The organism is Aureimonas sp. Leaf454 (assembly GCF_001424685.1).
In the GTDB taxonomy this organism is placed as follows: Bacteria; Pseudomonadota; Alphaproteobacteria; order Rhizobiales; family Rhizobiaceae; genus Plantimonas.
In genome coordinates, this window is sequence record NZ_LMQT01000002.1 from 58,163 (window position 1) to 82,903 (window position 24,741).

Below are 24,741 nucleotides of genomic sequence, written 5' to 3' on the forward strand. Positions count from 1 at the left end.
ACGTCATCCGACCTCGACATCGCGCAGACGGTCCGCGCCGCGCGAGCCGCTTGCGGCCCCCGGCACCTTCGAGCCGCCCGCAAGATAGGGCCGCCTCGCCTTCGTGATGATCTTGCCGATCGCGGCCTCCATCGCCGTCCGTTCGCCTTCGATGCGCTCTTCGAGCCAACTCGCGACGAAGTAGAAGGGGATGGCGATGGCAAGGCCGACGGCCGTCGTCGACAAGGCGAGCCAGATGCCTCCGGCGAGCTGGCCCGGATCGCCGACGCCGCCGCTGGAGGCGAGGGTGCCGAAGGCATCGATCATGCCGAGAACGGTGCCGAGCAGTCCCAGCATGGGAGCGGCCTGGACGATGGTTTCGAGGAGGCGCATGCGCCGGCCCATGGCGGCGAGCAATTCGGTCGCCGTGGAGAGGCCCGCGTCCCGTGCCGCATCGATCTGGTCCGGCACCCAGCCGATCGAGCGCATGGTCTCGGCGGTGACACGCGACAGGGCGGCCTTGTGCATCTCGACCGTCTCGAACGCGGCCTTGCGATCGCCGTCCGCCCAGAGACGCAGCGCACGTTGTGCACGCTTGTGGGAGCCGACGCCCATCCGGCCGAACTCCATGACCTTGATGATCGAGGTGGCCAGGGCGACGATCGAAGCCAGCACCAGGGCTCCCATGACGGGACCGCCGACGGACAGAAACAGCTGGCGAATGATGTCGGGATCGAAGCTCGGCATCAGGTCCGTTCTCTCTGTCTATCCAACCTCAGAGGCCGAAGGCGATGGCGGTGCGGGACGTCGGCACGGCGCGATCGAGACAGATCGGCACGCTGCCGCCGGCGGACTGGCAGCGCGACGCATTGTTGAGGACGAGGCGGGAGATCTCGGCGCATTTGGCATTGGCGATGTCGAACTGAACGATCTTCGTCTTCTTCGGCGGGAGAGCGCCGAATTCGAACAGGACGAACTGCGACACGCGCTGCTGCCCGTCGAAGACGACGACCTCGTAGGACATTTCGTCCAGCGAGGTCGGCGTTCCGTTGAATGCGACGAGCGCCAACCGGCAACCCGTCGCGACGTCCTTGGCCGTGTTCAGCTCGAGAGTGAGGCTCGACGAGGCGGGTCGGGCGGCATCCTGCGCGTTCGCGGCTGGCAGTCCCGCGACGAGCAACGCGATCGCACCTGCAAGGGACCGCGTTGCCGAACTCAACGAACTCATGCTTCGAAACCTTGTCCGAGACGGTGGAAGAGAGGCGCGATCAAGCGGATGCGCCCGTCGAACAGTGACACCATTCCCCCGTCGATTCAAACCAAGCCTTTGAAGGAACGGCGCCAGGCGCGCGGCCGGCGGCATCGGCACCCGATCCGCGCTCACTTCGTCATCGACCGTCGGCCGAGATCGGCGAGGCCGGCGAAGCCGCGTTCGAGATCGGCCTTGAGATCGTCGACGTCCTCGAGGCCGATCTGAAGACGGATGACGGGTCCCTCCGCCGGAGCCTTGGCCACGGTGCGATCGGACAGGTCGCAGTGAACCGCGAGGCTCTCGAACCCACCCCAGGAAAATCCGAGGCCGAAAAGCCGAAGTGCGTCGAGGAAGGCCGCCGCCTCGAGATCCCCGCCACCCCGGAGGACGATCGAGAACAGACCGCTCGCTCCCTTGAACTGCGATTTCCAGAGATCGTGGCCCGGAAAGGAGGGCAGCGCGGGATGCAGGACCTTGGCCACTTCAGGCCGCGTCGCGAGCCATTCGGCGAGCTCGAGGGCGGAGTCCTGATGCCGATCGAGCCGCAGCCCCATCGTCTTCAAGCCGCGCAGGATGAGGTAGACGTCGTCCGGAGCCGCGTTGATGCCGAGGGTCATCTGCGTGTCGCGCAGTCGGGCATAGGTCGCGGCATTGGCGGAGACGCTGCCCATCATGACGTCGGAGTGACCGCCCGGATACTTCGTCAGCGCATGGATCGAGAGATCGACGCCGTGGTCCAGCGGTCGGAAGTAGAGCGGCGTCGCCCAGGTGTTGTCGATCATGGTGACGGCGCCACCGGCATGCGCCAAATCGCAGGCAGCCCGGATGTCCATCATCTCGAACGTATTGGAGCCAGGCGCCTCGAGAAAGACGACCTTGGTATCGGCTCGCATCAATCCCTCGATGCCATTCGGGCGGAGCGGATCGAAATATTCGACGGTCACGCCCATGCGCGGCAGAACCGTGTCGGCGAAGCGCCGGGTCGGGGCGTAAACGCTGTCGACGATCAGAACGTGATCGCCCGCTCCCAGGAAGGCCAGCAACGGAACGGAGACCGCGGCAAGGCCGGATGGCAGGAGAATCGTTCCTGCCGAGCCCTCGAGTTCGTCCAGAGCATGTTCCAGCGCATCGGTCGTGGGGGTGCCCGACAAGCCATAGCGGTAGCGGCCGCCGCGGCGTCGCATCGTCTCCGTATCCGGGAAGAGCACCGTCGATGCATGCACGACAGGGACATTGACGAAGCCGTGAAACTCCATCGGATCGCTGCCGCCGTGAGCAAGGGCGGTGTTAATGCCCTGGAACGGCCCGTGCTTATGCTTGGATTTGCTCAATTTTCGAACTCTCTGCCAATGAAGTTGCCACGTTTAGCGGATTTCTTCTGTCCCCTGAAAAAAAATCATCATCGCCTTGACCTGCCAATTTTTTTGGCATGATGTCGCTGACGACGAAGCGCCATGCAAGAGGGCGTTTTCTCATAGGGGTGCCTGATCACGCGCAGTCTCGTGGAGGTCAAGCATATCCTGTTGTCACCAACATTGTTCCACCGGGAAGGTATCTCATGAAGACAAAGCTTCTGACAGCCGTACTTGGCCTCGCCGTTTCGGGTCTTGCGCTCAGCCACGCCTCGGCGGCGACCCTCGACGACGTGAAGGCGCGCGGCACACTCAGATGCGGCGTGAACACGGGCCTTCCCGGTTTCGCTTCGCAGAACGATGCCGGCCAGTGGCAGGGACTCGACATCGACTACTGCAAGGCGGTCGCCGCGGCGGTCTTCGGTGACGTCTCGAAGGTTCAGTACGTGCCGCTGTCGGCCGTCCAGCGCTTCCCGGCGCTGCAGAACAACGAGATCGACCTGCTCGCGCGCAACACGACCTGGACGATGAACCGCGACACGGCGCTCGGTCTCGACTTCGCCGGCGTCAACTACTACGACGGCCAGGGCTTCATGGTGAAGAAGGAGTTGAACATCAATTCCGCGCTTCAGCTGTCCGGCGCGACGGTCTGCGTGCAGAGCGGAACCACCACCGAGCTGAACCTCGCCGACTACTTCCGCGCCAACAACATGGAATTCAATCCGGTCGTCATCGAAGCGCAGAACGACGTGAACGGCGCCTACGACAGCGGTCGCTGCGACGTTCTCACCACCGATCAGTCCGGTCTCTACGCCTCGCGCCTCGAACTCGCCAAGCCCGACGACAACATCGTTCTCCCCGAGATCATCTCCAAGGAGCCGCTGGGTCCGGCCGTGCGCGGTGGCGATTCGCAGTGGTTCGACGTCGTGAAGTGGACGCACTTCGCGCTCCTGAACGCCGAAGAGCTCGGCATCACGCAGGCGAATGTCGAGGAGATGAAGGCGTCCCCCAATCCTGAGATCCAGCGCATGCTGGGCGTCGGCTCGACCTTCGGCGCGGACGCAGGCCTCGCCAACGAGTGGGTCGTGAACATCGTGAAGGGTGTCGGCAATTACGGCGAGATCTTCGAGCGCAACATCGGCGCTTCGACTCCGCTCGGCATCGCCCGCGGCCAGAACGCTTTGTGGACCAAGGGCGGTCTGCAGTACGCTCCGCCGATCCGCTAAGCTCCGTCTTCGATCCGCGTCGGCCCGTCCGGCGCGGATCTTGTCTGTCGTTCCATCCTCGCGTGGAGGTCCACCCGCTACATGACCGTCCAGACGCAGCCGCTGTCCCGCGAGGCCTCGAAGGACTCGCTTCTGACCAATCCGAAGGTCCGGAGCATCGTGATCCAGGTGCTTCTGCTGACATGTCTGGTCGGCTTTGCCTGGTGGATCATCGACAACACTGCGACCAACATGCGGCAGGCCAACATGGCCTCCGGTTTCGGATTTCTCGGCACGCGGTCGAGCTTCGAGATCGGCCAGCACGTCATCGAATATTCGAGCAATTCGAGTTACGGGCGCGCGATCGTCGTCGGCATCCTGAACACCCTGATTGTCGCCGTCTCCGGCATCGTCCTCGCCACGATCCTCGGCTTCATCGTCGGCATCGGGCGCCTCTCGCGCAATTTCCTCGTCCGCGGACTGGCCACGGTCTATGTCGAGACGTTCCGCAACATTCCGCCCCTTCTCGTCATCCTCTTCTGGTATTTCGGCGTGCTGTCGCTCCTGCAGCCGCCGCGCAACCTGCAGGAATCGGCGATCGGCGTTTACCTGACCAATCGCGGTCTGCAGATCCCCGGCGCGGTGTTCGAGCCGATCGCCTGGATGACGCTCGCCGCCCTCGTCGTCGGCATCGTCGCGACGATGATCGTCGCGCGGCGCAACCGGATGCACCAATTCGCCACCGGCGAGCGGCGCAGCCTGCTCTGGCCCGCGCTTGGCCTGATCGTCGGATTGCCCCTCGCGGTCTTCATCATCACCGGCGTCCCCGCCACGATCGAATTCCCAAGCGCCACGCGCTTCAATCTCGTCGGCGGGATGCAGGTTCGGCCGGAATATATCGCGCTGTTTCTCGCCCTTTCGATCTACACCGGCGCGTTCATCGCCGAGATCGTTCGCGCGGGCATTCTGTCGGTTTCGAAGGGCCAGTCGGAAGCGGCGATGGCGCTCGGCCTGCGGCGCGGCCAGCTGCTTCGGCTCGTGGTGGTCCCCCAGGCCTTCCGGGTGATCATCCCGCCGCTGACCAGCCAATATCTGAACCTGACGAAGAACTCCTCCCTCGGTTTTGCGATCGGATATCCCGAGCTGTATTCGATCGGCTCGACGGTCGCCAACCAGGCGGGGCAGACGGTGGAGATCGTGGCGATCTGGATCTGCGCCTATCTTGGGATCAGCCTTCTGTCGTCCTTCCTGATGAACCTCTTCAACGCCCGAATGGCGTTGGTCGAACGCTGAGCGGGAGCGAATTCTCATGGAAGAACAAGTCGCCCGCTTCGTTTCCACCGAGCCGAAGCTTCCGCTTCCCCCGCCGGCAAGCGAGACCGGCCTCATTTTCCGGCTGCGCAAGAACCTCTTCGCGACACCGGCGGACGCGCTCCTCACCATCCTGTCCGCGACGCTCATCGTCTACATCGTGTACAACCTCCTGGAATGGGGCGTGTTCAACGCCGCGTTCACCGGACCGGATCGGACCGTCTGCCTCCCCGCCGATGGACAGGAGGCGGGAGCCTGTTGGGCCTTCGTCGCCGCCAAGTTCGAGCTCTTCATGTACGGCGTGTTTCCCGAGCCGGAGCGGTGGCGGGTCGATCTCCTCCTGGTGCTCCTCGTCGCCCTGATCGTCCCGATCGCCATCCCGTCAGTGCCCTACAAGCGGCTGAACGCCATCTTGCTTCTGGCCGTTTTCCCCTTCGTCGCGCTCGTCCTCCTCACGGGCGGCGAGTTCGATCTGGCGGGCGGCGGCGTGGCATTCTTCATGGCGGTCGCGGCGGCGGCGACGCTGTTCGTCGCCAGCGGCAAGATCGGCTTTCGCTGGGACGCATCGCTGGTGCGGCTCGCCCTCGTCCTCCTCGGTCTGTCCGTGCTGTCGCTCCTGGCATCCGCGTTTCTCGACACGGATCGAATTTCCTTCCTGGATCTGCGCTTCACGGGACCGAGCATCGTCGCTTTCGCCGCGGCTCTCCTGTCGGTGCTGGCGACGGCGATCGCCACGGTCACCTCTCCCGAAACCCGCGGGCAGCTGATGTCCGTCCTCGTACCCTTCGTCGCGATCGTCGCGGCTCTGGCGTTCCTGACGGCCGATCTCGGTCTGACCCCGGTCTCGACGAACTCCTGGGGTGGTCTCCTCCTGACGCTCGTGGTCGCGATTTCGGGCATCGTCGCGTCGCTGCCGCTCGGTATCCTCCTCGCGCTCGGCCGTCGCTCGCAGATGCCGATCGTCAAGTTGTTCTCGGTGATCTTCATCGAGTTCTGGCGCGGCATCCCGCTGATCACCGTCCTGTTCATGGCGAACTTCATGCTGCCGCTGTTCCTGCCGACGGGCGTCAGCTTCGACCAGCTCCTGCGGGTGCTCGTCGGCGTCGCATTGTTCGCGGCGGCCTACATGGCCGAGGTCATCCGCGGCGGCCTCCAGGCGATCCCCAAGGGTCAGTACGAAGGGGCCGATGCGATGGCGCTGACCTACTGGCAGAAGATGCGCATGATCATCTTGCCGCAGGCGCTGAAGCTGGTCATTCCCGGCATCGTCAACACCTTCATCGGCCTCTTCAAGGACACCAGTCTCGTCGCCGCCGTCGGCCTCGCCGATCTTCTCGGACAGGTCCGGCGCGGCTTCAGCGATCAGAACTGGGCGACCGAAAACACCCCCGCGACCGGCCTCGTCTTTGCGGCCTTCGTCTTCTGGTTCTTCTGCTTCTCGATGTCGCGTTACTCCGTCTACATGGAACGCCGCCTCGACACCGGACACAAACGATAAGGACTTCGGCCATGTCGCAAACCGCCACTGCACCCTCCGCTTCGCCGAAGATGCAAATCTCCAACGAAGTCGCCGTCGAGCTGATCAACGTCAACAAATGGTACGGCGAGTTCCACGTCCTTCGGGACATCAACCTGAAGGTCCGGCGCGGCGAGCGCATCGTCGTCTGCGGCCCGTCCGGGTCGGGCAAGTCGACGATGATCCGCTGCATCAATCGGCTGGAAGAGCACCAGAAGGGCCAGATCATCGTCGACGGTATTGAGCTCACCAACGATCTCAAGAAGATCGACGAGGTGCGCCGCGAGGTCGGAATGGTCTTCCAGCACTTCAACCTCTTTCCGCACCTGACCATTCTCGAGAACTGCACCCTCGCGCCGATCTGGGTCCGCAAAATGCCGAAGGCGAAAGCCGAGGAGGTCGCGATGCACTTCCTGAAGCGCGTCCGGATCCCGGAACAGGCCAACAAATATCCGGGTCAGCTTTCCGGCGGCCAGCAGCAGCGCGTCGCCATCGCGCGGTCGCTCTGCATGAATCCCAAGATCATGCTCTTCGACGAACCGACCTCCGCCCTCGATCCCGAAATGATCAAGGAGGTTCTCGACGTCATGGTCGGTCTCGCCGAAGAGGGCATGACCATGATCTGCGTCACGCACGAAATGGGCTTTGCCCGGCAGGTCGCCAATCGCGTGATCTTCATGGATGCCGGGCAGATCGTCGAGCAGAACGAGCCGGTCGCCTTCTTCACCAACCCGCAGCACGAGCGCACGAAGCTCTTCCTGTCCCAGATCCTGCACTGATCGCGCCTGGCCGGGCGGCGGCCGGATGTCCGTCGCCCGACCGATCGAAGCGGCCTCGATTTCAGCTGCACGACTTGTTCAGTGTCGAGCGAAGCCGGAATCGAATGGGATGGCAGGCTTGGCGTCGGCAAGGTGATCCGTCAGGAAACGCATCGCTCGAGGCGGCTTAGCCGGGCGCCGGATGCCGTGTCGCGATGGACCTCTCTCCGTCAGCGGCTCGCGCGGATCCGCGTCGTAGAGGCCTTCAGGGCACACGCATGCTCGTTTGACGATCTGCGGACCCGAGCCACGGAAAGCTGCCGTCGAAGCTGGTGGCTCGGTTGGGTATCGCGCTGTGTGTCGCGTCGGCGTGCCGTGAGAGATCGCTCCAGGGTCGGGCTCGGTCGTCCGGACCGGGCACGGCAACGTTCTTCATGTCCTGATTCAACGACGCGTCATCGACGAATCATTTGAGAGGCTTGTGGAGTTCTTTTGAGACGGTGATTCAAAGTTGTTCCCGGCGACCTCTCGAAGCCGCCGGGAGGGACGAGTGAACGTCAGCGCGTCGAGGCGGTGTTCACCGGTTTCACCAGCGAGGTGATCCGTCGCAACGTGACGCGGCGGTTTTCGCGATTCTCGGACTGCGTCTTCACCTTGAGGTCCTCTTCGCCGTAACCCTGGGTGACGAGGTTCTCGGCGGGGATGTCGAAATATTGCGAAAGCGCGGTGGCGACCGCTTCGGCCCGCTCGTCCGATAGAGCAAGGTTCGCGACGTTCGACCCCACCGCGTCGGTATGACCCTCGATCAGGAAGGTCTCGCCCGGATTGGCCTTGATGACGCGTGCGACCGCGTCGGCCAGGGCCTGCAGGTTCTTGACCTCGTCCTGCGAGATGCTCGCGGAGCCGAAATCGAAGTTGATCGTGTTGACATCGATCCGCCGAACCTTCTCGCGAATGCGCGGCGAGCGACGGACCTCGTCGACCGAGTAGATCCTCTCCACCGTCTCCACGGGCGGGGCGATGATCGTGTTGAAGTAGAGATCCTCATCTGGCTCGGAGACGTCGACGATGTATTCGTCCTCCGGGATGGCGAGTTCGAGCGGCGGCAGATCCGCACCGGGATCGTAGAAATAATCCGGGCGCTGCTCGTCTTCGGAATAGGGATCGTAGAAGAGCACGACCTCCTCGTCGTCCGGCAGAATTCGCGACCGTTGGATGACGTCGCCATATTCGTTGGTGATCGTGACAACCCGGACGCCGTTCGGACGCAGGATTGTCTCGCGATAGCGTCCACGCGGCAGTTGCTCCGTGTAGCGTTCCGTCGAGTCGACCCGCAGGCGCGTGTCGTCGTCCGAACGGATGAAGTAGGCGGCGGCGGCGCCCGCTGCAGCACCCACGGCAGCCGCGCCCGCGATCGCGATGATGTCGCGGTTGCGCACGCGCTCCACCACCTCCGTGCGCGGCGGCAGCACGTATTGGGGCGCTTGTTCCACACGCTGACCCTGTTCGACGATCACGGACTGTACCGTCACGGGCTGCGAAAGCTGCTGCACCCGCGCATCGCTCTGGTTGAGCGCGGCGGGATCGACCGGCGCCGTCTGGATCTCGGCAGGCACGGCTTGCGGCGTTTCCGCGACCGGGGGTGCGGGCGGTGCGACCGGGGCTGCCTGCTGTTCGGCGGCGCCGGCGGCAGGCGGCGGCGTTCCCGGCGCTGCAGCACCGGGAGCGGTGGCCGGAGCTGTGGCGGGTGCGGGGGCCGGAGCGGCAGGCGGAGCAGCGGGAGTCGCGCCGTCGGGCGAGACGGGCAGGGCCGGGGTCGGCGTCGCTCCGGCGGCTGGAGCCGACGCATCCGGAGCTACGGGTGAGACGGGAGCCGCGGCGTCCGGTGCTGCCGCCGGCGCTTCGTCGACCGGCGGCGTCGCAGGATCGGGCGAGGGAGCCAGTTGCGGCGCGTTGTCCGATGCGGGCGCCGGCGAACCATCGGCCGGCGGCTGCGCTTCGGTCGGCTGGTCGGCCGGAGCGGCCTCCGCCGGCGGAGTGGGCGGTGCCGGTTCGGCCTCCGGGGTCTGCGTCACGGCGGGCGTTTCGGTCGACGGTGAAGCCGGCGCCTCCGGCGCGGGGGTCACCGCCGGCGGTTCGTCGGCCGGTGGCGTGGCGTCGGCGGGCGCTTCGGTCGCCTCGGGAGCGGGCTCGACCGGCGGCGGTGCCTCTTCGGCAGGCGCTTCGGCCTCGGGCGGCTGCTCGACCGGTGCCGGAGCCTCTGCGGCTGGTTCCGGAGCGGGTTCAGGTGCCGCCTCGGGCGCCGGTTCCGGCTGGGGAGCGGGAGCGACGTCCGGCTCGGGCGGCGGCGCTTCGACCGCTGGCTCGGGCGCAGGGGCCTCTGCGGCAGGGGGCGCCTCCGGCTCGGGTGCAGCTTCGGCTGGCGGCGCCTCGGGCGGCAGTTCGTCCGGCGTCGCTTGTGCGAGGCGCATGCGGGCGGCGGCCTCCGCATAGGCGAAGGAGGGAGCGGTCAGCGTCGTCGATGCGGCCAGCGCCGCGATCGTGAACAAGCTGCCGGGCGTCTTCAGAATCGGCATGTCTCTACCTTTTCGGGAAATCTGTCCCTTACAGATTCTCAAGCGTCGCTGATCTCACGTGAAGCACGCCCCATCGATGCCGCACCCGACGGATCGGATGAAGCTCAGGGTTCACAACCTTGGGGGATGGCGGAGGTTCCATGCCGGCAACCGTCCGGCATCGGAAACCACGGTTCTACCCGACGTCCGCTCAGGCCGTCGGCGGTGCCCAGTCGTAGAGCCAGGCGAGATCTCGCTGCAGAGACGCCGGGGAGCGGGCGGCGAGGGCCGCGTTGCGCCCCCAACTGAGCGGCGGCGCGAGATGATAGACGAAGCGATGGAAATCGACGCGCTTGCGCACGCGCTTTAGTCGGGGTGCGCGCTCCATTTGGAATTGGCGATCCGCTTCCTCGAACGTGTGGGTCTCACGCAGGCCGTGCGCAAGGACGGCGGCATCCTCGATCGCCATCGCCGCGCCCTGCGCGGCGAAGGGAAGCATCGCGTGGGCGCTGTCGCCGATGAGGAAAAGACCTGAAGGCAGCCGCTCGCCCATGCGGTCCGCGTCGAGGAGCGGCCATCGACCGGGGGATCCCGCGCGTTGGATGCGCTGGAGCAAGGCTGTGTTCCATCCCGCGAATCGTCGGTCGAAGGCCTGCGCCGGTTCTCGTTCAGCCTCCGCTTGCGATCCCGCGGTCTGCGGAGCGATCGCGACGAGATTGGTGCGCCGGCCGGCATCCACGGGATAGGCGACGGCGTGAAGGTCTCGGCCGAGCCAAGCCTCGATGCCGGGCGTTTCCAGCGGCTCATCCAGCATCATGCGCCATGCGACGAGCCCCGAGGGCTTGGAGGCCGGCAGTCCGAGCGCCGCCGCGACGGCGGAATGGACACCGTCGGCCGCGATGACCGGCGCTGGAGCGAAGACGCTCGTCCGGCGCCCGGCTGCATCGGCGAAGGCGAGATCGAAGCCGCCGCCGGACCGACCTTCGAGCCCGATCAGACCCTGATCGAGGCGCAGGGAGATCCGGCTTTCCGCCATGACCGCTTCGAGAAGAACGGTCTGCAGATCGGTGCGCAGCAGGGACAGGTATGGCGTCCCGTCCGCGGACGACACCGGCACCGTCGCGAGGCGCCGCCCAGTTCGGCCCGAGCGCAACGTGACGCTTCGCGCGGAGACGCCGACCATGCGCAGGCGATCGAGAAGTCCGAGCCCAGACAGGACGCGCAGGGCGTTCGGCGAAAGTTGAAGCCCGGCGCCGGCTTCGCCGAGGATCGCCGAGCGCTCCAGGATCTCGACGAACCATCCGTCCCGCGCCAGGCACAGGGCCATGGTCAGGCCGGCGATGCCGGCGCCGACGACCGTCGCCCGCCGGCTCGACTCACTTATCGAATCGCGCACGGGCTTGCGCCGCCCGATACCGGATCAGGCCGCGCGTTCGATGTAGAGACAGCCAGCGGGCAGGGACTGCTCGGCCTTCAAAGCCGGATTGTACCGGTAGAGTGTCGAACAATAGCCGCAGACCTTCTCCCCCTCGTCGCCCATGTCGAGATAGACGTGGGGATGATCGAAGGGCGGGTTGGCGCCGACGCACATGAATTCGGTGACGCCGATCTCGATGACGTCATGTCCGGCGTCGTTCTGGAAATGGGGAATGATGTGAGCGGCCATCGGCTCGTCCTCAGGCTGGATGGTTTCGGCGGGACCATAGAGGCTGTCGCGGACCATGGATAGGTGTCGCATCGCCTCGCCGGCGCTCCCGTCGTGCTCCAGAAAGCCAGCTGGAAAGATCGGGGTGGCCGTCGGGCCCTGCGCTGCGATATGGGCTGGTGAACGAGGCGCGCCGCCTCGGCTGAACGGATCTGGATCGTCGCGGAATGGACATGTTCGAGAACGAGGGGCTGAAGCTCGCCTTCATCGACGAGGGCGAAGAGCGCGCGCCCGCCATCCTCCTCGTGCATGGATTTGCGTCCTCGATGACCGTCAACTGGGTGGATCCCGGCTGGGTCTCCACCCTGACGGGCGCAGGTTACCGCGTTCTCGCCTTCGATCATCGTGGCCATGGACGGAGCGACAAGCCGCATGACGAAAGCGCCTACGCGCCTCAGCGCATGGCATCGGACGTCCGGGCCCTGATGGCGGCACGGCACGTGGAACGGGCGGCGCTCTTCGGGTATTCGATGGGAGCGCGCGTCTCGGCCTTCGCCGCGATCGAGACCCCGACGCTCTTTCCGGCTTTGATCTTCGGTGGCCTCGGCATGGGCCTCGTCGACGGCGTCGGAGACTGGGATCCGATCGCGGACGCCTTGCTCGCGCCCTCGCTCGACGACGTCACGCACGAACGCGGGCAGATGTTTCGGGCCTTCGCCGAACGTACACGAAGCGACCGCGTGGCGCTCGCGGCCTGCATCCGGACCTCGCGCGTCGAACCGAGCATCGCGGAGGTCGGCTCGCTCCGGCAGCCGGTGCTCGTCGGCGTCGGCACGCGCGACGACATCGCGGGTTCCGCGGACGAACTGGCGGCGCTGATGCCGAACGCTACGGCCTTTGCCATCCAGAACCGCGATCACATGCTGGCCGTCGGCGACCGCACCTTCAAGGCCGAAGTGCTCCGTTTCCTAGAGGGGCATCCATGGACGCCGTGAGGGATGCACAGAGCGAGACCGTCATCTTTACCGGTGCCGACGGACAGCGTCTGGAGGGCACGACATTCGGCGCGGGAGGGCGCCCGGTCCTTCTCCTTCACGGCGCGGGCCAGACCCGGCACTCCTGGACGCGAGCGGCCGAGGCGCTCGCGGCGTCCGGCTTCCGCGCCACGACGCTCGACCAGCGCGGACATGGCGACAGCGCCTGGGTCGACGACGGAGCCTATGCGTTCGAGGATTTCGGGCGGGATGCCGGCGCCGTGCTCGATGCGCTGGCGCAGGCGAGCGGGATGAAGCCGATCGTCGTCGGCGCGTCGCTCGGAGGGATCGCGGGACTGCTCGCCGAATATGTCTCCGCCGGAACGCGGCTCGGCGCGCTGGTCCTCGTCGATGTCACGCCGAGCTTGGCCATGGCGGGGCTCCTGCGCATCAAAGCCTTCATGTCGGAGCATATCGAAACCGGCTTCGCCTCCCTCGAGGAAGCGGCGGCGGCGGTCGCGCGCTATCAGCCGGGGCGAGCGCGGTCCGCGTCCCTCGACGGTCTGTCCCGGAACCTGCGCCCGCGCGCCGACGGGCGGCTTCGCTGGCATTGGGATCCCGCCCTGATCGAAGGGAGCCGAAACGTGATGAGCGGCGGCGACGCGGTTCCCGCCGAACTGCGCGCCGCGGCAGCGGCCCTGACCGTGCCGACGCTGCTGGTTCGGGGAGGGGCGTCCGACCTCGTCACGGAGACCGAGGCTGCGGAGTTCCGGCGCCTGGTGCCGGGCGCGGGCTATGTCGATATCGCCGATGCCGGCCATATGGTCGCGGGCGAGCGCAACGATGTCTTTGCCGCGGCGATCATCGACTTCCTGGAGGGACTTCCGCCCGTCACGCGGACGCGCTAACCCTCCGCCAAACGTCGAAGCGGACCCGGCTGTTGCCTTGCGCCGGTTCGAACTATCTTAGCACGGCAAGGGCTCGTGCCCCCGTCGGCCCGCCGCCGGCTGCGAAGTGACAGGGAGAGGCTCCATGACCGCGATCGGCAGGCAGACACAGGAGCGCCTGAAGGCGGTGGACCCGATCTGGGAGCGCGTGCGCGAGGAAGCCTTGGAGGCCGTGGAACGGGAGCCGGTGCTCTCCGGATTCTTCTATGCAACGGTCCTCAATCACCTCAGTCTCGAGGACGCGGTGATCCACCGGATTTCGCAGCGGCTCCACCATTCCGATGTTCCCGCCGTGATCATCACGCAGGCTTTCACGAGCCTTTTGCGCGACGAGACGCCATGGTCCGAAATCCTGCGCAGCGATCTGCAGGCCGTCTTGGACCGCGATCCCGCCTGCGAGCGGTTCATCGAGCCGCTCCTCTACTTCAAGGGTTTCCACGCCATCCAGACGCATCGGCTGGCGCACCGGCTCTGGAACGACGGTCGCCGGGATTTCGCCCTCTATCTGCAATCGCGCTCGTCGGCGATCTTCCAGACCGATATCAATCCGGCGTCCAAGCTCGGCCGAGGCCTGTTCTTCGACCACGCGACCGGCATCGTCGTCGGTCAGACCGCGGAAATCGGCGACAACGTCTCGATCCTGCAGGACGTGACGCTCGGCGGCAACGGCAAGGAGCACGGCGATCGTCATCCCAAGATCGGACACGGGGTCCTGATCGGCGCCGGCGCCAAGGTCCTTGGAAACATCCGGGTGGGCGATTGTTCCAAGATCGCGGCGGGCTCCGTCGTGTTGAAGGCCGTTCCCTCGCACACGACGGTCGCCGGTGTGCCGGCCAAGGTCGTCGGCACGACCGACGATTGTTGCGGCGGGGAGCCGGGGCGCGCCATGAACCACATGTTCGATCGCGCCGACTGACCGTCGCGCGCCGCGGCCCCCTCAGCCGCCATCATTTCATGCAAGGAGAAAACAGTGAAGCCTGACGAATTACGCAAGGTCGAAACCTATCTGAAGAGCATCTTCAAGGGCTCCGCCATTCAGGTGAAGGCGTTGCCGCGCAAATCGGATTCGGCCGAGGTCTATGTCGGGGACGAGTTCGTGGGCACGCTGAACAAGGACACCGACGAGGGTGAGTTGTCCTATCACTTCACCATGTCGATCCTGGAAATGGATCTCGAAAGCTGACGCTGGAGCGTTCCGGGCGAACGACGTTTTCGCCGGGAGCGCACCAGAACCTTGGCTCCGGCCCATGATCCCGGGGGGAACCGTTTTTCGTCCCCCGGACATGCCCCGGATGCTACGACCGGCGGTGCTGCGCGACGTATCGAAGCACCGCTCGGTCGATCTCTTTCCACTCCGCCAACAAATGATGCGTGAAGCGGTAGCGCAGCCGAAGTCCCCCTCCGATCTCGATCTCGCGGATGCAATCCGCCGCCATGATCGGATCGACGCCGTCGAGACACGAGACCTCGTAGCCCGTCTCCGGCCCAGTCTCAGCCCGATAGACGATCTCGTCGGAAGCGATGCCGGGAAGGCCCGCCAGCCGGAACTGCATCAGTCCGGCCGGACCACGCCCTGTCGGCGACGCTAGGCCGGACATCGACGTGTCGCGATCGCGTCTTTCCACCGCGGACAGGGTAACGAAGAGGAGCCTCCGCGCCTCGGGATCATGGAAGATCTCGGCGGACGCATCGCTGAAACCCGTGAGCTCGGGCCACATCAGATAAAGGTCGAGCTCCGGGGGAGCGGGGTCCGCGCGTTGTTCGGAGAACCGGACCGCATTGCCGGGAAAGGCGAAGGGCGCCGCGCCAATCCGGAAGGCGATTGGAGTCGGATCGGACGAGGCTCCCGCCCGCTTCAGCGTCTCTCCGAGGCGCGAGGCGCCGGCATAGGCCGCGATCGCGACAAGTGCGAAGGCCATGGCCGCGACGGACGTGCGGCGAACGAACGAGATCCGGATCGGCGCTCGCGCGCCGTCGGCATCGCGGGACGTTCCGACGGGCCAATCCGTTGCCGATGACATCGCGGTTCCCTCGATGCGGGTCGGCAGATCTGCCGACGATCGCCTGCTTATCGCGGGAATGCCTCGCGCGAGGCTGTCATGGCGTCGAAACGGTGATCAGCGCACGCTGCCGACGAGGACGTCGCGATCGTCGCCGATGGCGAGCCACTTGCCGGAATTCTTCTCCGACTGACGCTTGAGATAGCGATATTCCGTCCGATCCCAGTCCAGGACGCCGTCCTGAAGATTGTCGAGGATGTAATCGCCTTTGTCGGTTCGAACCGTCAGGACGGCATGACCGTCGCCGTTCGGCTGGCGGACCACCGTGATCAGGAGCGCCGACCGGGGAAAGCCCGCCCGCTGCAGCATGTACTGCTTCAGAAGGGCGTAATCTTCGCAGTCGCCTTCCGTCTTCGGGTAGGACCAGATCTCCGCCACGCCGAACATGTCTTCGTCGGTGCGCGGGAAGATGCTGATGTTCACCGCATCGTTGACCTCCGCGATCTTGTTCCAGGTCTTGGTCGAGAGCTTGATCACGCCGACCTCGACATTTCGCCCGCATTCATCGGAATAGCGTTTGCAGAAATCGTAGTGACCGACCGGCTGCGTGGTGGCGTTCAGGACGGGCATCGGCACATTGGCTGCGGCAGCCGACGCGGCGCTTGCCAGAAGGGCGGCCATGACGGCAGACCCGAATGTTCCCAGTAACCGCATTGGTCTGGCTCCTCTTTTCTCTAAGAGGCACCTTGCCACAGGCGTTTTACTATGCTGGGAAAGTCCACGATCGCATTTGATGACAATTTTAGCGACGGTCGATTTTCTATACTTGAAAAAGTGCTGCCATCCATGTGCGCCTTTTTACCAACGCATCAAGACATCGGCAAGGATAGAGACGCAGAGGTTGCAGCAACCGGTCCCGCCCGCCCGGCCGGACACGGCGGCGACGACAGTGCCTTTCGACGCGCGGGGCGGCCGAGAGAGCGATACCGGCGACACGGAGCGGCGACGAGGCGGAGGTTGACGACGGGAATGGCTGCTCCGCGCCCTGGGCCGGATCGACAGAAGCGTCGCTGACGACGGATCGGCGTTCCCGGGAGGGCGCGGTGCGCTCCGTTCGGGCGGGTGCGGACAAACCCCCGCGCCGTCGCGGCTGAGACGACCGGCGCACCGACCCGCGAGATCTCGACGAGAGAAGAGGGTGGCTCCGCCTCAGAGCTGTTCGAGCGTCTCGCGAAGCTGCACGGCGGCGAACTCGATGGCGAGGCCCTCTTCCAGGTGACGGACGACCCGCCCCTGCATCGTGCCGAGCTTGATGCGAGAGCCGATGGCCGGCCGGACATCCGCCTTGACCGCGGCGCCCGACAGCGAAAGATCGATGATGCGGACCTTGTACTTGCGCCCGTCGTCGAGAACGATGTCGATGAACGGGTTCTTGGGATGAACGCGCTCGTGGCGGCGATCTTCGGGAAGGTCGAGCTCGTGGCGATTGGCGAGCCAGGTGATCTGAGCCGCCAGCTTTTCGCGCTTGCGCTCGGTCATGCGCAGGGTCATCGCGAAACCACCGGAGAAGGTGCGCGTCACGGCGCCTTCGAGACGCCCGATGTGGTCGACGTAGAGAATGACGCGCTCGCTCTGGCGCGGCAGAGCCGCCGTGATGACGGCAACGTCGCCGGCCGACATATTCTGCACCCGGCAGGGATATTCGGACTCGTCCTCCAGCATGAAGCGGCCAAGGAGATCGACCGCCACGCGGTGGTACCGCCGACGTTCGGCTGTGTCGATCTGTTGGGCCGTCGCGAGATTGTTCATGAACCGACCGACGAGAGAAGACCGCCGGATGCGGCGATGCGATCCTTCGAGCCTAACGCGAGATAATTAAGGCCGCGTTCATAACCCTGAACGGTTTCTCAGGCTGTCTTTCAATAATGCTCATTAAGCGTGTTGCCCATCTCCGGTTGAGACGCGCGAATGGGTCAGCTAGACGTTGTGCGGTCAGGTTTAACCGCCGCGAACCCGCAGCGAGTGCCAACTCCATGTATGACCCGATGCCCGAGCGGATCGGGCTGTCCTGCATGCCGGCCGTTCATCCCATCCGGGTGAGCGGCCCTTTTTTTGCGGCATCTCGTCTCCAGATGAAGCACCGTGCCATCGTGATGCGGACGCCGGTGATCGGTTGGGCTGGAGACATTCGTGACCATCAACCCTGACGTTCCGCATCGGCGCGGTTCTGGAAACGGAAGGCCCCCGGCCTTCAACATCCCCGGTGTCGTTCTCGCCGTCATCCTTTTGCTGGCCGCCGTGCATCTCGGCCGGACGCAGCTCATCGGACCAGTGATGGACGATCGGCTGATCGCCGACCTCGCATTCATTCCAGCCTGCTATTCGCAGCCTTGCGAGGTTCTCTTCGGTCGTCCGAACGGCGCTCTTCTCTGGTCGCCTCTGAGCCACGCGCTGTTGCACGGGGACTGGACCCATTTCGGACTGAACGCGATCTGGCTGCTCGCCTTCGGCTCGCCGGTGGCCCGGCGGATCGGATCAGTTCGCTTCCTCGGCTTCGTCGTCGGCGGTGCGCTGGCGGGAGCCGCGGCGTTCTTCCTGCTCAATCCGACTTTGATGGAGCCGGTGATCGGTGCGTCGGGCGTCGTGTCGGCCCTGATGGGAGGCGCCTGCCGCTTCGCATTTTCGGGCCTGCAGCGCCGCGCTGCGACGTCGGCCACGTCCGTACGCCTCTCCCTTGGCCAGGCGCTGTCGGACCGGACGATCCTGTTCTTCATCCTCGTCTTCTTCGCGACCAATCTCCTGACGGGGACGGCGCTGGGCGGCTACGTCTCAGGCGGGGCGCAGATCGCCTGGGAGGCGCATATCGGCGGCTTCCTCTTCGGCTTCCTCGCTTTTGCGCTGTTCGACCGTCCCCCGGTCCGGCCCGCATCCATCCTGACGCCACCGGCTTGAAACGCGGTCGAGACTGACGCACCATCCGTCCGGGAAGTCACGGGAGGACACCATGAGCGTCAAGCATATCCTCGACGAGAAGGGGCGGCAGGTCTTCACGATGCCGCCGAGTTCGACGCTTCAGGATGCCGCGCGGGAGCTTGCGGATCGCAAGATCGGCGCGGTGATCCTGACCGACGACGGCGGCAAGATCGCCGGCATCCTGTCGGAACGCGACATCGTCCGAATGATCGCGCGCAACGGCGCGAAGTGCCTGGACCAAAGCATCTCGGAGGTCATGACGACGAAGGTCGTGACCTGCTCGGAGTCCACCACGCTGGACGAGTTGATGGAATCGATGACGAAGGGTCGCTTCCGGCACATTCCGGTCGAGGAGCGGGGTCGACTGGTCGGCGTCATCTCGATCGGCGACGTCGTGAAGAAGCGGATCGAAGAGGCGCTGCAGGAAGCCGAGCAGATGCGCAGCTATATCGCGGCCGGCTGAGCGGCGTTCTGTCGAAGGGTGCGGGGTCGACGTGTGTCGTCGGCTTCAGCGGTTCCGCGTTCGGAGGCGCTCACCCGGCATGTCGGAAAGCGGTCCGGTGGGCTGCGGCAACGGACGGATCGCCGGGGCTCATCCGCTCAGCCGGGCGTTTTGCTTGTGTTCGTCGCAGGGCAGGGCACGGCCGAGAGGCCGCGCCCGTTGCTTGTGGCATCCACGAGGCAGGCCGAGCCGGCTTGGCACGCTCAGCGCGCGCCGCCGCGCCGCGCCTAAAGGACGGCTTCGGTCACACGGACGATCTCGGGCAGGCGCCGCATCGTCTCTTCGTAGCCGAGGTCGATCGCCTCTCGGGCACGGAAGAATTCGGACAACTTGATGTCGCGGACCTTGGGCTGGAGCGAAAGGTCCGGCGGATCTCCGGCGAGGCGCGAACGCGAAATCCGGTCCTGGATGATGTTGAAGGCATCAGCCATTGAGCGGGTGATGCCGATCTTCTCGCGGCGTCGGATCGCGTCGATCTGGGCGGGATCGAGATCGGCATCCAGCGCACGGATGTCTTCTGGCAACGGTTGGCGCGACTCCGTGGCGCGCATGCGCAGGACCGCCGCCCGGCCGAACAGATCGTAGTTGAGGTTCACCGCGACGACCAGACGCTCCTCGAAGGCGCGGCAGACCGAGACCGGCACCGGATTGGCCAATGCGCCGTCGATCAGCTGCCGATCACCGCAGGAGACGGGCTCGAAGACGCCGGGCAGCGCATAGGAGGCGCGCATGGCCAGGATCAGCGAACCGGAGTCCAGCCAGACCTCGTGACCGCTCCGCGATTCCACAGCCACGCAGACGAGGCGGCGATCCAGATGTTCGATGTCGACGCCGTTCAAGGTATCGACGAGGCGACGGTTGAGGCGCATGCCGCCGAGGAGACCCGCTCCGCCGAACCGCAGGTCGAGGAACCGGATGAGACCGCGGCGGGTCAGCGAAAGCGCGAACTCCTCGAGCTCGGGCAGCCGGCCGGCGAGGTAGCAACCACCGACGAGCGCACCGATGGACGTGCCCGCGATCATCGAGATCGGAATGCCCGCCTCGTCGAGCGCTTTCAACACGCCGATATGCGCCCAGCCTCGGGCCGCGCCCCCGCCGAGAGCCAAGGCGATGCCCGCCTTGCGGGTCGGCGCTGGCTTCGGGCGCTCCGCCGCTTCCGTACCCACCACCGGCAGGGACAGACGCGGCTCGTTACGCTTGAACACTCTCTCCAGCATCGCGGACGGTCCGTTCATTCACGGTCGACATGGCTCACCCTAGCGCCTGAAGATTGCTTTCCCTTTAAGCGCCTGCCGCCTTTCTGTGCATGCGCAGGGCCGGGTCCGTCCGAAGCTGCCGGCCGGATCCCGACGTTTCGACGATGCGATAAAAGCAGGACTCGCGATGGGTGTGGCAGGTCTCCTCCGGCTTGGACACGTCGACCTTGATCCAGATCGCATCCTGGTCGCAGTCGACACGCATCTCCCGAACGGTCTGCAAGGCGCCCGACGTCTCGCCTTTCTTCCAGAGAGCATGCCGCGAGCGGCTGTAGTAATGCGCCACGCCCGTCGAGATGGTGAGGTCCAGCGCCTCGGCGTTCATGTGCGCCACCATCAGAAGCCCGCCATGGGTCGCGTCCGTGACGATCGCGGTGACGAGGCCGGCCGCGTCGAATTTCGGGGTGAGGATCTCGCCCTCTTCGCGTTCGGCAGCGGATACGGCCGGAGCATCGAACCGCGCGGTTTCCCTCATCGCCGCTGAACCAGAGAGAGGAAGCGGTCCCGTTCGCCTCGATCGTTCGAGAAGATCCCGTGATACGCGCTGGTGACGGTCGTGGAGCCCTTCACGCGAACGCCGCGCATGGCCATGCACATATGTTCGGCCTCGATCATGACGGCGACGCCCTTCGGCTTCAGCACGTCCTCGATGGCGGACGCGATCTGCGCGGTCATCGTCTCCTGGGTTTGCAGGCGACGCGCGAAGATCTCGATCACCCGTGCGACCTTGGAGAGACCAAGCACGCGCCCGTTCGGCTTGTAGGCCACATGGGCCTTGCCGATGATGGGAACCATGTGGTGCTCGCAATGCGAGAAGAAGTCGATGTCGCGAACGAGGACGACGTCGTCGTAGCCCGCGACCTCGCCGAAGGTCCGTCCGAGCGCATCGGCAGGGTCCAGGTGATAACCGCCGAAGAGTTCCTCGTAGGATTTGACGACCCGCGCCGGCGTTTCGAGAAGGCCTTCGCGATTGGGGTCGTCACCCGCCCAACGGATCAAGGTCGCGACGGCGGCCTGTGCTTCCTCACGGGTCGGCCGCTGGGTGCGACCGTTCCCGAAGCCCTCGGCGATCTTCCTGACGATGGCGTCCATGAAACTCCCGCCTGACGGTTCCTGCTTGCCCGTCGGACCCAACGTTCCTTGAGCCCGTGTCACGGAACCGCACAGGGTTCCGTTCGATGGGGTCTTCGTTCAAACCGGTGTCTCGCGCAAGAGGCGAGGCCGGTGAACGCGGCGTGAACCTTCCGGATGCGCCTCGGCAGGACTATATGGGAGCGCGTGGCGCCGAGCCACGCCCATGCTGCGAGATTTCGAGGTGCCCCGGTGATCGACGACATCTACAATGCCAGGATACTCGACTATGCCGGCAACATCGACCGTCTAGGCCGACTCGCTTCGCCCGACGCCAGTGCGACGGCCCATTCCAAGCTCTGCGGGTCGACGGTGACCGTGGATCTGGTGCTGCGCGACGGCCGCGTCGAAGACTTCGCCCACGACGTCAAGGCTTGCGCGCTCGGTCAGGCCTCGTCGTCGATCGTGGCGCGCAACATCGTCGGCGCGACGTCGCAGGAGCTCCTCGATGTGCGCGACGCGATGCGGCGCATGCTGAAGGAGGGCGGAGAGCCCCCGGCCGGTCGCTTCGAGGACCTGAAATATCTGGAGCCCGTGCGCGAGTACAAGGCCCGGCACGCCTCGACCATGCTGACCTTCGATGCCATCGCCGACGCCCTCGGACAGATTGCGGCGAAGGCGTCCGAGCCGGGCGTCGCGGCGTGACACCGTTGGAAGCGCCGGAGCTGCATCGGGATGCCATCTCGCGCGTGATCGCGGCCCATCCGGTCTCGGATCCCCGCGTCTTGGGATCCGTCGCGAGAGGGGAGGATACGCAGGCGAGCGACCTCGACATCGTCGTCAGGCGGCGAGACGGACTCAACGGTTTCGCGTTGGCAGGACGTTGCGCAGATCTGTCGGAATTGAGCGGCGTCCCCGTGGCTGTGCAGACCACGGCCATGACAGTCTTGGTTTCGAAGCGGCCTGGTTGTCGGCGATCATCTCCGTTCCTCGAATGGCGGTCGCCTTGGCTTCAAACGTGAACCTATCCGATGACCGGCCGTAATTATGCCGGACCTTGGCGAAAGACGCCCGGACGGCTGCTCGGAACAGGGCTCGTCCGGCTCTACCAACTGACCTTGTCCGGCTTCGTCGGAGGGCATTGCCGGCACCTTCCGACCTGTTCGGAATATGCTTACGAGGCGGTGGCGCGGCATGGATTGATCGTCGGCGGCTGGCTTTCCGCCAAGCGCGTCGCGCGGTGCGGACCGTTCGGACGGTCCGGCATCGACCCCGTGCCCGTCTGCCGGCATGAGACGCACGGGCGCTGAACGAGGTGCCGGCGAGGCTTGCATGACGGCATCGGGCTGGTAAGACGCGGGGACCGACCGCATGCGGTCGCTTCCACGACACGACAGCTTTCCCGCGTGGTAGGCGGGAGTGAGCGCCGAAAGGACCCCAGCCATGATCGACCTCGTCTTCCCCGATGGTTCCCAGCGCTCCTACGAGGCAACTGCGACCGGCGCGGACATCGCCGGCGGCATTTCCAAGTCGCTCCTGAAGAAGGCCGTGGCCTATGCGCTCGACGGCGAGCTTCGCGATCTTGCCGATCCTGTCGGCGCGCCCGGCGCGATCGAGATCCTGACGCGCGACGATCCCCGCGCGCTCGAGCTGATCCGTCACGACGCGGCTCACGTGATGGCCGAGGCCGTGCAGGCGCTCTGGCCGGGCACTCAGGTGACGATCGGGCCGGTGATCGAGAACGGCTTTTATTACGACTTCGCCAAGGACACGCCCTTCACGCCCGACGATCTCCCGGTCATCGAGAAGAAGATGGCGGAGATCATTCGTCGCAATGCGGCCTTCAAGAAGGAGGTCTGGTCCCGCGACAAGGCCCGCGAGGTCTTTTCGGCGAAGGGCGAGACCTACAAGCTCGAGCTGATCGACGCGATCGGCGAGGGGCAGGACCTCAAGATCTACAGCCAGGGCGACTGGTTCGATCTCTGCCGCGGCCCGCACATGCAGTCGACGGGACAGATCGGCGAGGCGTTCAAGCTGATGAAGGTCGCGGGCGCCTATTGGCGCGGCGATTCCAACAATCCGATGCTGACGCGCATCTACGGCACGGCCTGGGCAACCCAGGACCAGCTGAAGGCCTATCTCCACATGCTGGAAGAGGCGGAAAAACGCGATCATCGTCGGCTCGGCCGCGAGATGGATCTCTTCCATTTCCAGGAGGAGGGGCCGGGCGTCGTCTTCTGGCATCCGAACGGCTGGTCGATCTTCCAGGAGCTCGTCGCCTACATGCGCCGGCGGCTTTCCGCGACCTACCAGGAGGTCAACGCTCCGCAACTCCTCGACAAGTCGTTGTGGGAGACCTCCGGCCATTGGGGCTGGTACCGGGAGAACATGTTCGCGGCGACGTCGGCCGGCGATGACACCGAGGACGAGCGCGTCTTCGCGCTGAAGCCGATGAACTGTCCCGGCCACGTCATGATCTTCAAGTACGGCTTGAAATCCTACCGCGATCTGCCGATCCGGCTTGCGGAATTCGGCGCGGTGCATCGCTACGAGCCGTCGGGCGCCATGCACGGGCTGATGCGGGTGCGCGGCTTCACGCAGGACGACGCCCATATCTTCTGCACCGAGGCGCAGATGGCGGCCGAGTGTCTCGCCATCAACGATCTGATCCTGTCCGTCTATCGCGACTTCGGCTTCGAGGACGTGATGATCAAGCTTTCGACCCGGCCGGAAAAGCGCGTCGGATCGGACGAGCTCTGGGACACGGCGGAGAGCGTGATGATGCGCGTTCTCGGCGAGATCGAAGCGCAGTCGGGCGGGCGGATCACGACCGGCGTCAACCCGGGCGAGGGCGCGTTCTACGGCCCGAAGTTCGAATACACGCTGAAGGATGCCATTGGTCGCGAGTGGCAGTGCGGGACGACGCAGGTGGACTTCAACCTGCCGGAGCGTTTCGGCGCCTTCTACATCGACGCCGATTCCAACAAGACGGTGCCGGTGATGATCCATCGCGCGATCTGCGGTTCGATGGAGCGGTTCCTCGGCATCCTTCTCGAAAATTTCGCCGGGCATCTCCCGCTTTGGCTGGCGCCGGTGCAGATCGTCGTCGCGACCATCACCTCGGATGCCGATGCCTATGCCGAAGAGGTCGTGGCGATGCTGCGAGCCAAGGGGCTGCGCGTGAAGCTCGACACCCGCAACGAGAAGATCAACTACAAGGTCCGGGAGCACAGTCTCGCCAAGGTTCCGGCGATGCTGGTCTGCGGCCGACGCGAGGCGGAGGAGCGGACCGTCAACGTGCGTCGTCTCGGCAGCCAGGGCGGCGAAGGCATGACGCTGGCCGACGCGCTGGCCGTGCTCGGCGCGGAGGCCGTGCCGCCGGATCTGAAGCGGGCGCACGGGGCTGCCTGATCGACGAACCGGGCCTGTCCGGGGCCCGGCCTCT

General features: G+C 65.5%; 26 protein-coding genes. 14 read left to right on the forward strand and 12 right to left on the reverse strand.

Annotation, left to right across the window (positions count from 1 at the left end):
* Positions 1-3 precede the first annotated feature (3 nt).
* From ASG43_RS05245 to metC, 3 genes are all read right to left on the reverse strand, one after another.
* Positions 4-726 (reverse strand): MotA/TolQ/ExbB proton channel family protein, encoded by a 723-nt coding sequence (locus ASG43_RS05245; protein ID WP_056501345.1) that lies wholly within the window; start codon positions 724-726, stop codon positions 4-6.
* Positions 727-754: 28 nt separating this feature from the next.
* A complete protein-coding gene (locus tag ASG43_RS05250; RefSeq protein WP_156386486.1) occupies positions 755-1,207 on the reverse strand; it encodes a hypothetical protein in 453 nt (150 codons plus the stop codon).
* Positions 1,208-1,359: 152 nt separating this feature from the next.
* Positions 1,360-2,562, reverse strand: a complete 1,203-nt coding sequence (gene metC / locus ASG43_RS05255) for a cystathionine beta-lyase (protein WP_056501350.1) — start codon at positions 2,560-2,562, stop codon at positions 1,360-1,362.
* 227 nt (positions 2,563-2,789) lie between these two features.
* Here metC and ASG43_RS05260 point away from each other — a divergent pair, with 227 nt between their 5' ends.
* The 4 genes from ASG43_RS05260 (at position 2,790) to ASG43_RS05275 (ending at position 7,394) form a co-directional block, all read left to right on the forward strand.
* Entirely contained in the window at positions 2,790-3,809 is a 1,020-nt protein-coding gene (locus tag ASG43_RS05260) for an amino acid ABC transporter substrate-binding protein (RefSeq protein ID WP_056501351.1), read from the forward strand.
* 81 nt (positions 3,810-3,890) lie between these two features.
* On the forward strand, positions 3,891-5,081 hold the full coding sequence (locus tag ASG43_RS05265) for an amino acid ABC transporter permease (protein WP_056501354.1): 1,191 nt from the start codon (positions 3,891-3,893) through the stop codon (positions 5,079-5,081).
* A gap of 16 nt (positions 5,082-5,097) precedes the next feature.
* On the forward strand, positions 5,098-6,597 hold the full coding sequence (locus tag ASG43_RS05270) for an amino acid ABC transporter permease (RefSeq protein WP_056501357.1): 1,500 nt from the start codon (positions 5,098-5,100) through the stop codon (positions 6,595-6,597).
* Positions 6,598-6,608: 11 nt separating this feature from the next.
* On the forward strand, positions 6,609-7,394 hold the full coding sequence (locus ASG43_RS05275; RefSeq protein WP_056501359.1) for an amino acid ABC transporter ATP-binding protein: 786 nt from the start codon (positions 6,609-6,611) through the stop codon (positions 7,392-7,394).
* A 536-nt stretch (positions 7,395-7,930) separates the two neighbouring features.
* Here the strand turns inward: ASG43_RS05275 and ASG43_RS05280 are convergent.
* The 3 genes from ASG43_RS05280 to ASG43_RS05290 all read right to left on the reverse strand — a co-directional run bounded on the left by ASG43_RS05280 (position 7,931) and on the right by ASG43_RS05290 (position 11,594).
* Positions 7,931-9,949 (reverse strand): OmpA family protein, encoded by a 2,019-nt coding sequence (locus ASG43_RS05280; protein ID WP_244487991.1) that lies wholly within the window; start codon positions 9,947-9,949, stop codon positions 7,931-7,933.
* 190 nt (positions 9,950-10,139) lie between these two features.
* The gene (locus tag ASG43_RS05285; RefSeq protein ID WP_056501362.1) at positions 10,140-11,324 is read right to left on the reverse strand and encodes an FAD-dependent monooxygenase; all 1,185 of its coding nucleotides are present in this window, start codon (positions 11,322-11,324) and stop codon (positions 10,140-10,142) included.
* A gap of 24 nt (positions 11,325-11,348) precedes the next feature.
* Positions 11,349-11,594, reverse strand: a complete 246-nt coding sequence (locus ASG43_RS05290) for a zinc-finger domain-containing protein (RefSeq protein ID WP_056501576.1) — start codon at positions 11,592-11,594, stop codon at positions 11,349-11,351.
* Positions 11,595-11,800: 206 nt separating this feature from the next.
* On the opposite strand from ASG43_RS05290, the gene ASG43_RS05295 reads away from it, so the two are divergent.
* The 4 genes from ASG43_RS05295 to ASG43_RS05310 all read left to right on the forward strand — a co-directional run bounded on the left by ASG43_RS05295 (position 11,801) and on the right by ASG43_RS05310 (position 14,677).
* Complete coding sequence (locus ASG43_RS05295; protein ID WP_056501366.1) at positions 11,801-12,568, forward strand: alpha/beta fold hydrolase; 768 nt, start codon at positions 11,801-11,803, stop codon at positions 12,566-12,568.
* Entirely contained in the window at positions 12,556-13,455 is a 900-nt protein-coding gene (locus tag ASG43_RS05300; protein WP_056501369.1) for an alpha/beta hydrolase, read from the forward strand. Before ASG43_RS05295 ends, ASG43_RS05300 begins: the two co-directional genes overlap by 13 nt.
* A 124-nt stretch (positions 13,456-13,579) precedes the next feature.
* A complete protein-coding gene (cysE, locus tag ASG43_RS05305; RefSeq protein ID WP_056501372.1) occupies positions 13,580-14,410 on the forward strand; it encodes a serine O-acetyltransferase in 831 nt (276 codons plus the stop codon).
* A gap of 54 nt (positions 14,411-14,464) precedes the next feature.
* Positions 14,465-14,677: a DUF3126 family protein gene (locus tag ASG43_RS05310; RefSeq protein ID WP_056501374.1), complete on the forward strand. Its 213-nt coding sequence runs from the start codon at positions 14,465-14,467 to the stop codon at positions 14,675-14,677.
* Positions 14,678-14,789: 112 nt separating this feature from the next.
* Here the strand turns inward: ASG43_RS05310 and ASG43_RS05315 are convergent, their stop codons facing one another.
* The 3 genes from ASG43_RS05315 to ASG43_RS05325 form a co-directional block, all read right to left on the reverse strand.
* Positions 14,790-15,515 (reverse strand): hypothetical protein, encoded by a 726-nt coding sequence (locus ASG43_RS05315; RefSeq protein ID WP_056501377.1) that lies wholly within the window; start codon positions 15,513-15,515, stop codon positions 14,790-14,792.
* Positions 15,516-15,611: 96 nt separating this feature from the next.
* A complete protein-coding gene (locus ASG43_RS05320) occupies positions 15,612-16,175 on the reverse strand; it encodes a transglutaminase-like cysteine peptidase (RefSeq protein WP_244487992.1) in 564 nt (187 codons plus the stop codon).
* Positions 16,176-16,703: 528 nt separating this feature from the next.
* Positions 16,704-17,303, reverse strand: a complete 600-nt coding sequence (locus ASG43_RS05325) for a PilZ domain-containing protein (protein WP_056501385.1) — start codon at positions 17,301-17,303, stop codon at positions 16,704-16,706.
* Positions 17,304-17,684: 381 nt separating this feature from the next.
* Here ASG43_RS05325 and ASG43_RS05330 point away from each other — a divergent pair, with 381 nt between their 5' ends.
* Positions 17,685-18,446 carry a rhomboid family intramembrane serine protease gene (locus ASG43_RS05330; protein ID WP_056501389.1) on the forward strand — a complete coding sequence of 254 codons (762 nt, stop codon included), beginning with the start codon at positions 17,685-17,687 and terminating at the stop codon, positions 18,444-18,446.
* Positions 18,447-18,498: 52 nt separating this feature from the next.
* Positions 18,499-18,930 carry a CBS domain-containing protein gene (locus ASG43_RS05335; RefSeq protein ID WP_056501391.1) on the forward strand — a complete coding sequence of 144 codons (432 nt, stop codon included), beginning with the start codon at positions 18,499-18,501 and terminating at the stop codon, positions 18,928-18,930.
* 266 nt (positions 18,931-19,196) lie between these two features.
* Here ASG43_RS05335 and ASG43_RS05340 read toward each other — a convergent pair whose 3' ends face one another.
* The 3 genes from ASG43_RS05340 to folE all read right to left on the reverse strand — a co-directional run bounded on the left by ASG43_RS05340 (position 19,197) and on the right by folE (position 21,317).
* Entirely contained in the window at positions 19,197-20,186 is a 990-nt protein-coding gene (locus ASG43_RS05340) for a patatin-like phospholipase family protein (RefSeq protein ID WP_056501579.1), read from the reverse strand.
* A 64-nt stretch (positions 20,187-20,250) separates the two neighbouring features.
* Positions 20,251-20,700 carry a phosphoribosyl-AMP cyclohydrolase gene (hisI, locus tag ASG43_RS05345; protein ID WP_056501394.1) on the reverse strand — a complete coding sequence of 150 codons (450 nt, stop codon included), beginning with the start codon at positions 20,698-20,700 and terminating at the stop codon, positions 20,251-20,253.
* Positions 20,697-21,317, reverse strand: coding sequence for a GTP cyclohydrolase I FolE (folE, locus tag ASG43_RS05350; protein WP_056501397.1), 621 nt, complete (start codon positions 21,315-21,317; stop codon positions 20,697-20,699). Before folE ends, hisI begins: the two co-directional genes overlap by 4 nt.
* Positions 21,318-21,548: 231 nt before the next feature.
* On the opposite strand from folE, the gene ASG43_RS05355 reads away from it, so the two are divergent.
* From ASG43_RS05355 to thrS, 4 genes are all read left to right on the forward strand, one after another.
* The gene (locus ASG43_RS05355; RefSeq protein ID WP_056501399.1) at positions 21,549-22,001 is read left to right on the forward strand and encodes an iron-sulfur cluster assembly scaffold protein; all 453 of its coding nucleotides are present in this window, start codon (positions 21,549-21,551) and stop codon (positions 21,999-22,001) included.
* 44 nt (positions 22,002-22,045) lie between these two features.
* A complete protein-coding gene (locus ASG43_RS23790; protein WP_348271063.1) occupies positions 22,046-22,318 on the forward strand; it encodes a nucleotidyltransferase domain-containing protein in 273 nt (90 codons plus the stop codon).
* Between the two features lie 9 nt (positions 22,319-22,327).
* Positions 22,328-22,606 carry a membrane protein insertion efficiency factor YidD gene (yidD, locus tag ASG43_RS05360; protein WP_056501402.1) on the forward strand — a complete coding sequence of 93 codons (279 nt, stop codon included), beginning with the start codon at positions 22,328-22,330 and terminating at the stop codon, positions 22,604-22,606.
* Positions 22,607-22,739: 133 nt separating this feature from the next.
* A complete protein-coding gene (thrS, locus tag ASG43_RS05365) occupies positions 22,740-24,707 on the forward strand; it encodes a threonine--tRNA ligase (protein ID WP_056501405.1) in 1,968 nt (655 codons plus the stop codon).
* Positions 24,708-24,741: the final 34 nt, after the last annotated feature.

Bases quoted from the DNA above. Each gene is read 5' to 3' on its own strand.
- ASG43_RS05245 (WP_056501345.1), bottom strand. From the start codon at position 726: ATGCCGAGCTTCGATCCCGACATCATTCGCCAGCTGTTTCTGTCCGTC.
- ASG43_RS05250 (WP_156386486.1), bottom strand. From the start codon at position 1,207: ATGAGTTCGTTGAGTTCGGCAACGCGGTCCCTTGCAGGTGCGATCGCG.
- ASG43_RS05260 (WP_056501351.1), top strand. From the start codon at position 2,790: ATGAAGACAAAGCTTCTGACAGCCGTACTTGGCCTCGCCGTTTCGGGT.
- ASG43_RS05265 (WP_056501354.1), top strand. From the start codon at position 3,891: ATGACCGTCCAGACGCAGCCGCTGTCCCGCGAGGCCTCGAAGGACTCG.
- ASG43_RS05270 (WP_056501357.1), top strand. From the start codon at position 5,098: ATGGAAGAACAAGTCGCCCGCTTCGTTTCCACCGAGCCGAAGCTTCCG.
- ASG43_RS05275 (WP_056501359.1), top strand. From the start codon at position 6,609: ATGTCGCAAACCGCCACTGCACCCTCCGCTTCGCCGAAGATGCAAATC.
- ASG43_RS05280 (WP_244487991.1), bottom strand. From the start codon at position 9,949: ATGCCGATTCTGAAGACGCCCGGCAGCTTGTTCACGATCGCGGCGCTG.
- ASG43_RS05290 (WP_056501576.1), bottom strand. From the start codon at position 11,594: ATGGCCGCTCACATCATTCCCCATTTCCAGAACGACGCCGGACATGAC.
- ASG43_RS05295 (WP_056501366.1), top strand. From the start codon at position 11,801: ATGGACATGTTCGAGAACGAGGGGCTGAAGCTCGCCTTCATCGACGAG.
- ASG43_RS05300 (WP_056501369.1), top strand. From the start codon at position 12,556: ATGGACGCCGTGAGGGATGCACAGAGCGAGACCGTCATCTTTACCGGT.
- cysE (WP_056501372.1), top strand. From the start codon at position 13,580: ATGACCGCGATCGGCAGGCAGACACAGGAGCGCCTGAAGGCGGTGGAC.
- ASG43_RS05315 (WP_056501377.1), bottom strand. From the start codon at position 15,515: ATGTCATCGGCAACGGATTGGCCCGTCGGAACGTCCCGCGATGCCGAC.
- ASG43_RS05320 (WP_244487992.1), bottom strand. From the start codon at position 16,175: ATGGCCGCCCTTCTGGCAAGCGCCGCGTCGGCTGCCGCAGCCAATGTG.
- ASG43_RS05325 (WP_056501385.1), bottom strand. From the start codon at position 17,303: ATGAACAATCTCGCGACGGCCCAACAGATCGACACAGCCGAACGTCGG.
- ASG43_RS05335 (WP_056501391.1), top strand. From the start codon at position 18,499: ATGAGCGTCAAGCATATCCTCGACGAGAAGGGGCGGCAGGTCTTCACG.
- ASG43_RS05340 (WP_056501579.1), bottom strand. From the start codon at position 20,186: ATGCTGGAGAGAGTGTTCAAGCGTAACGAGCCGCGTCTGTCCCTGCCG.
- hisI (WP_056501394.1), bottom strand. From the start codon at position 20,700: ATGAGGGAAACCGCGCGGTTCGATGCTCCGGCCGTATCCGCTGCCGAA.
- folE (WP_056501397.1), bottom strand. From the start codon at position 21,317: ATGGACGCCATCGTCAGGAAGATCGCCGAGGGCTTCGGGAACGGTCGC.
- yidD (WP_056501402.1), top strand. From the start codon at position 22,328: ATGACCGGCCGTAATTATGCCGGACCTTGGCGAAAGACGCCCGGACGG.
- thrS (WP_056501405.1), top strand. From the start codon at position 22,740: ATGATCGACCTCGTCTTCCCCGATGGTTCCCAGCGCTCCTACGAGGCA.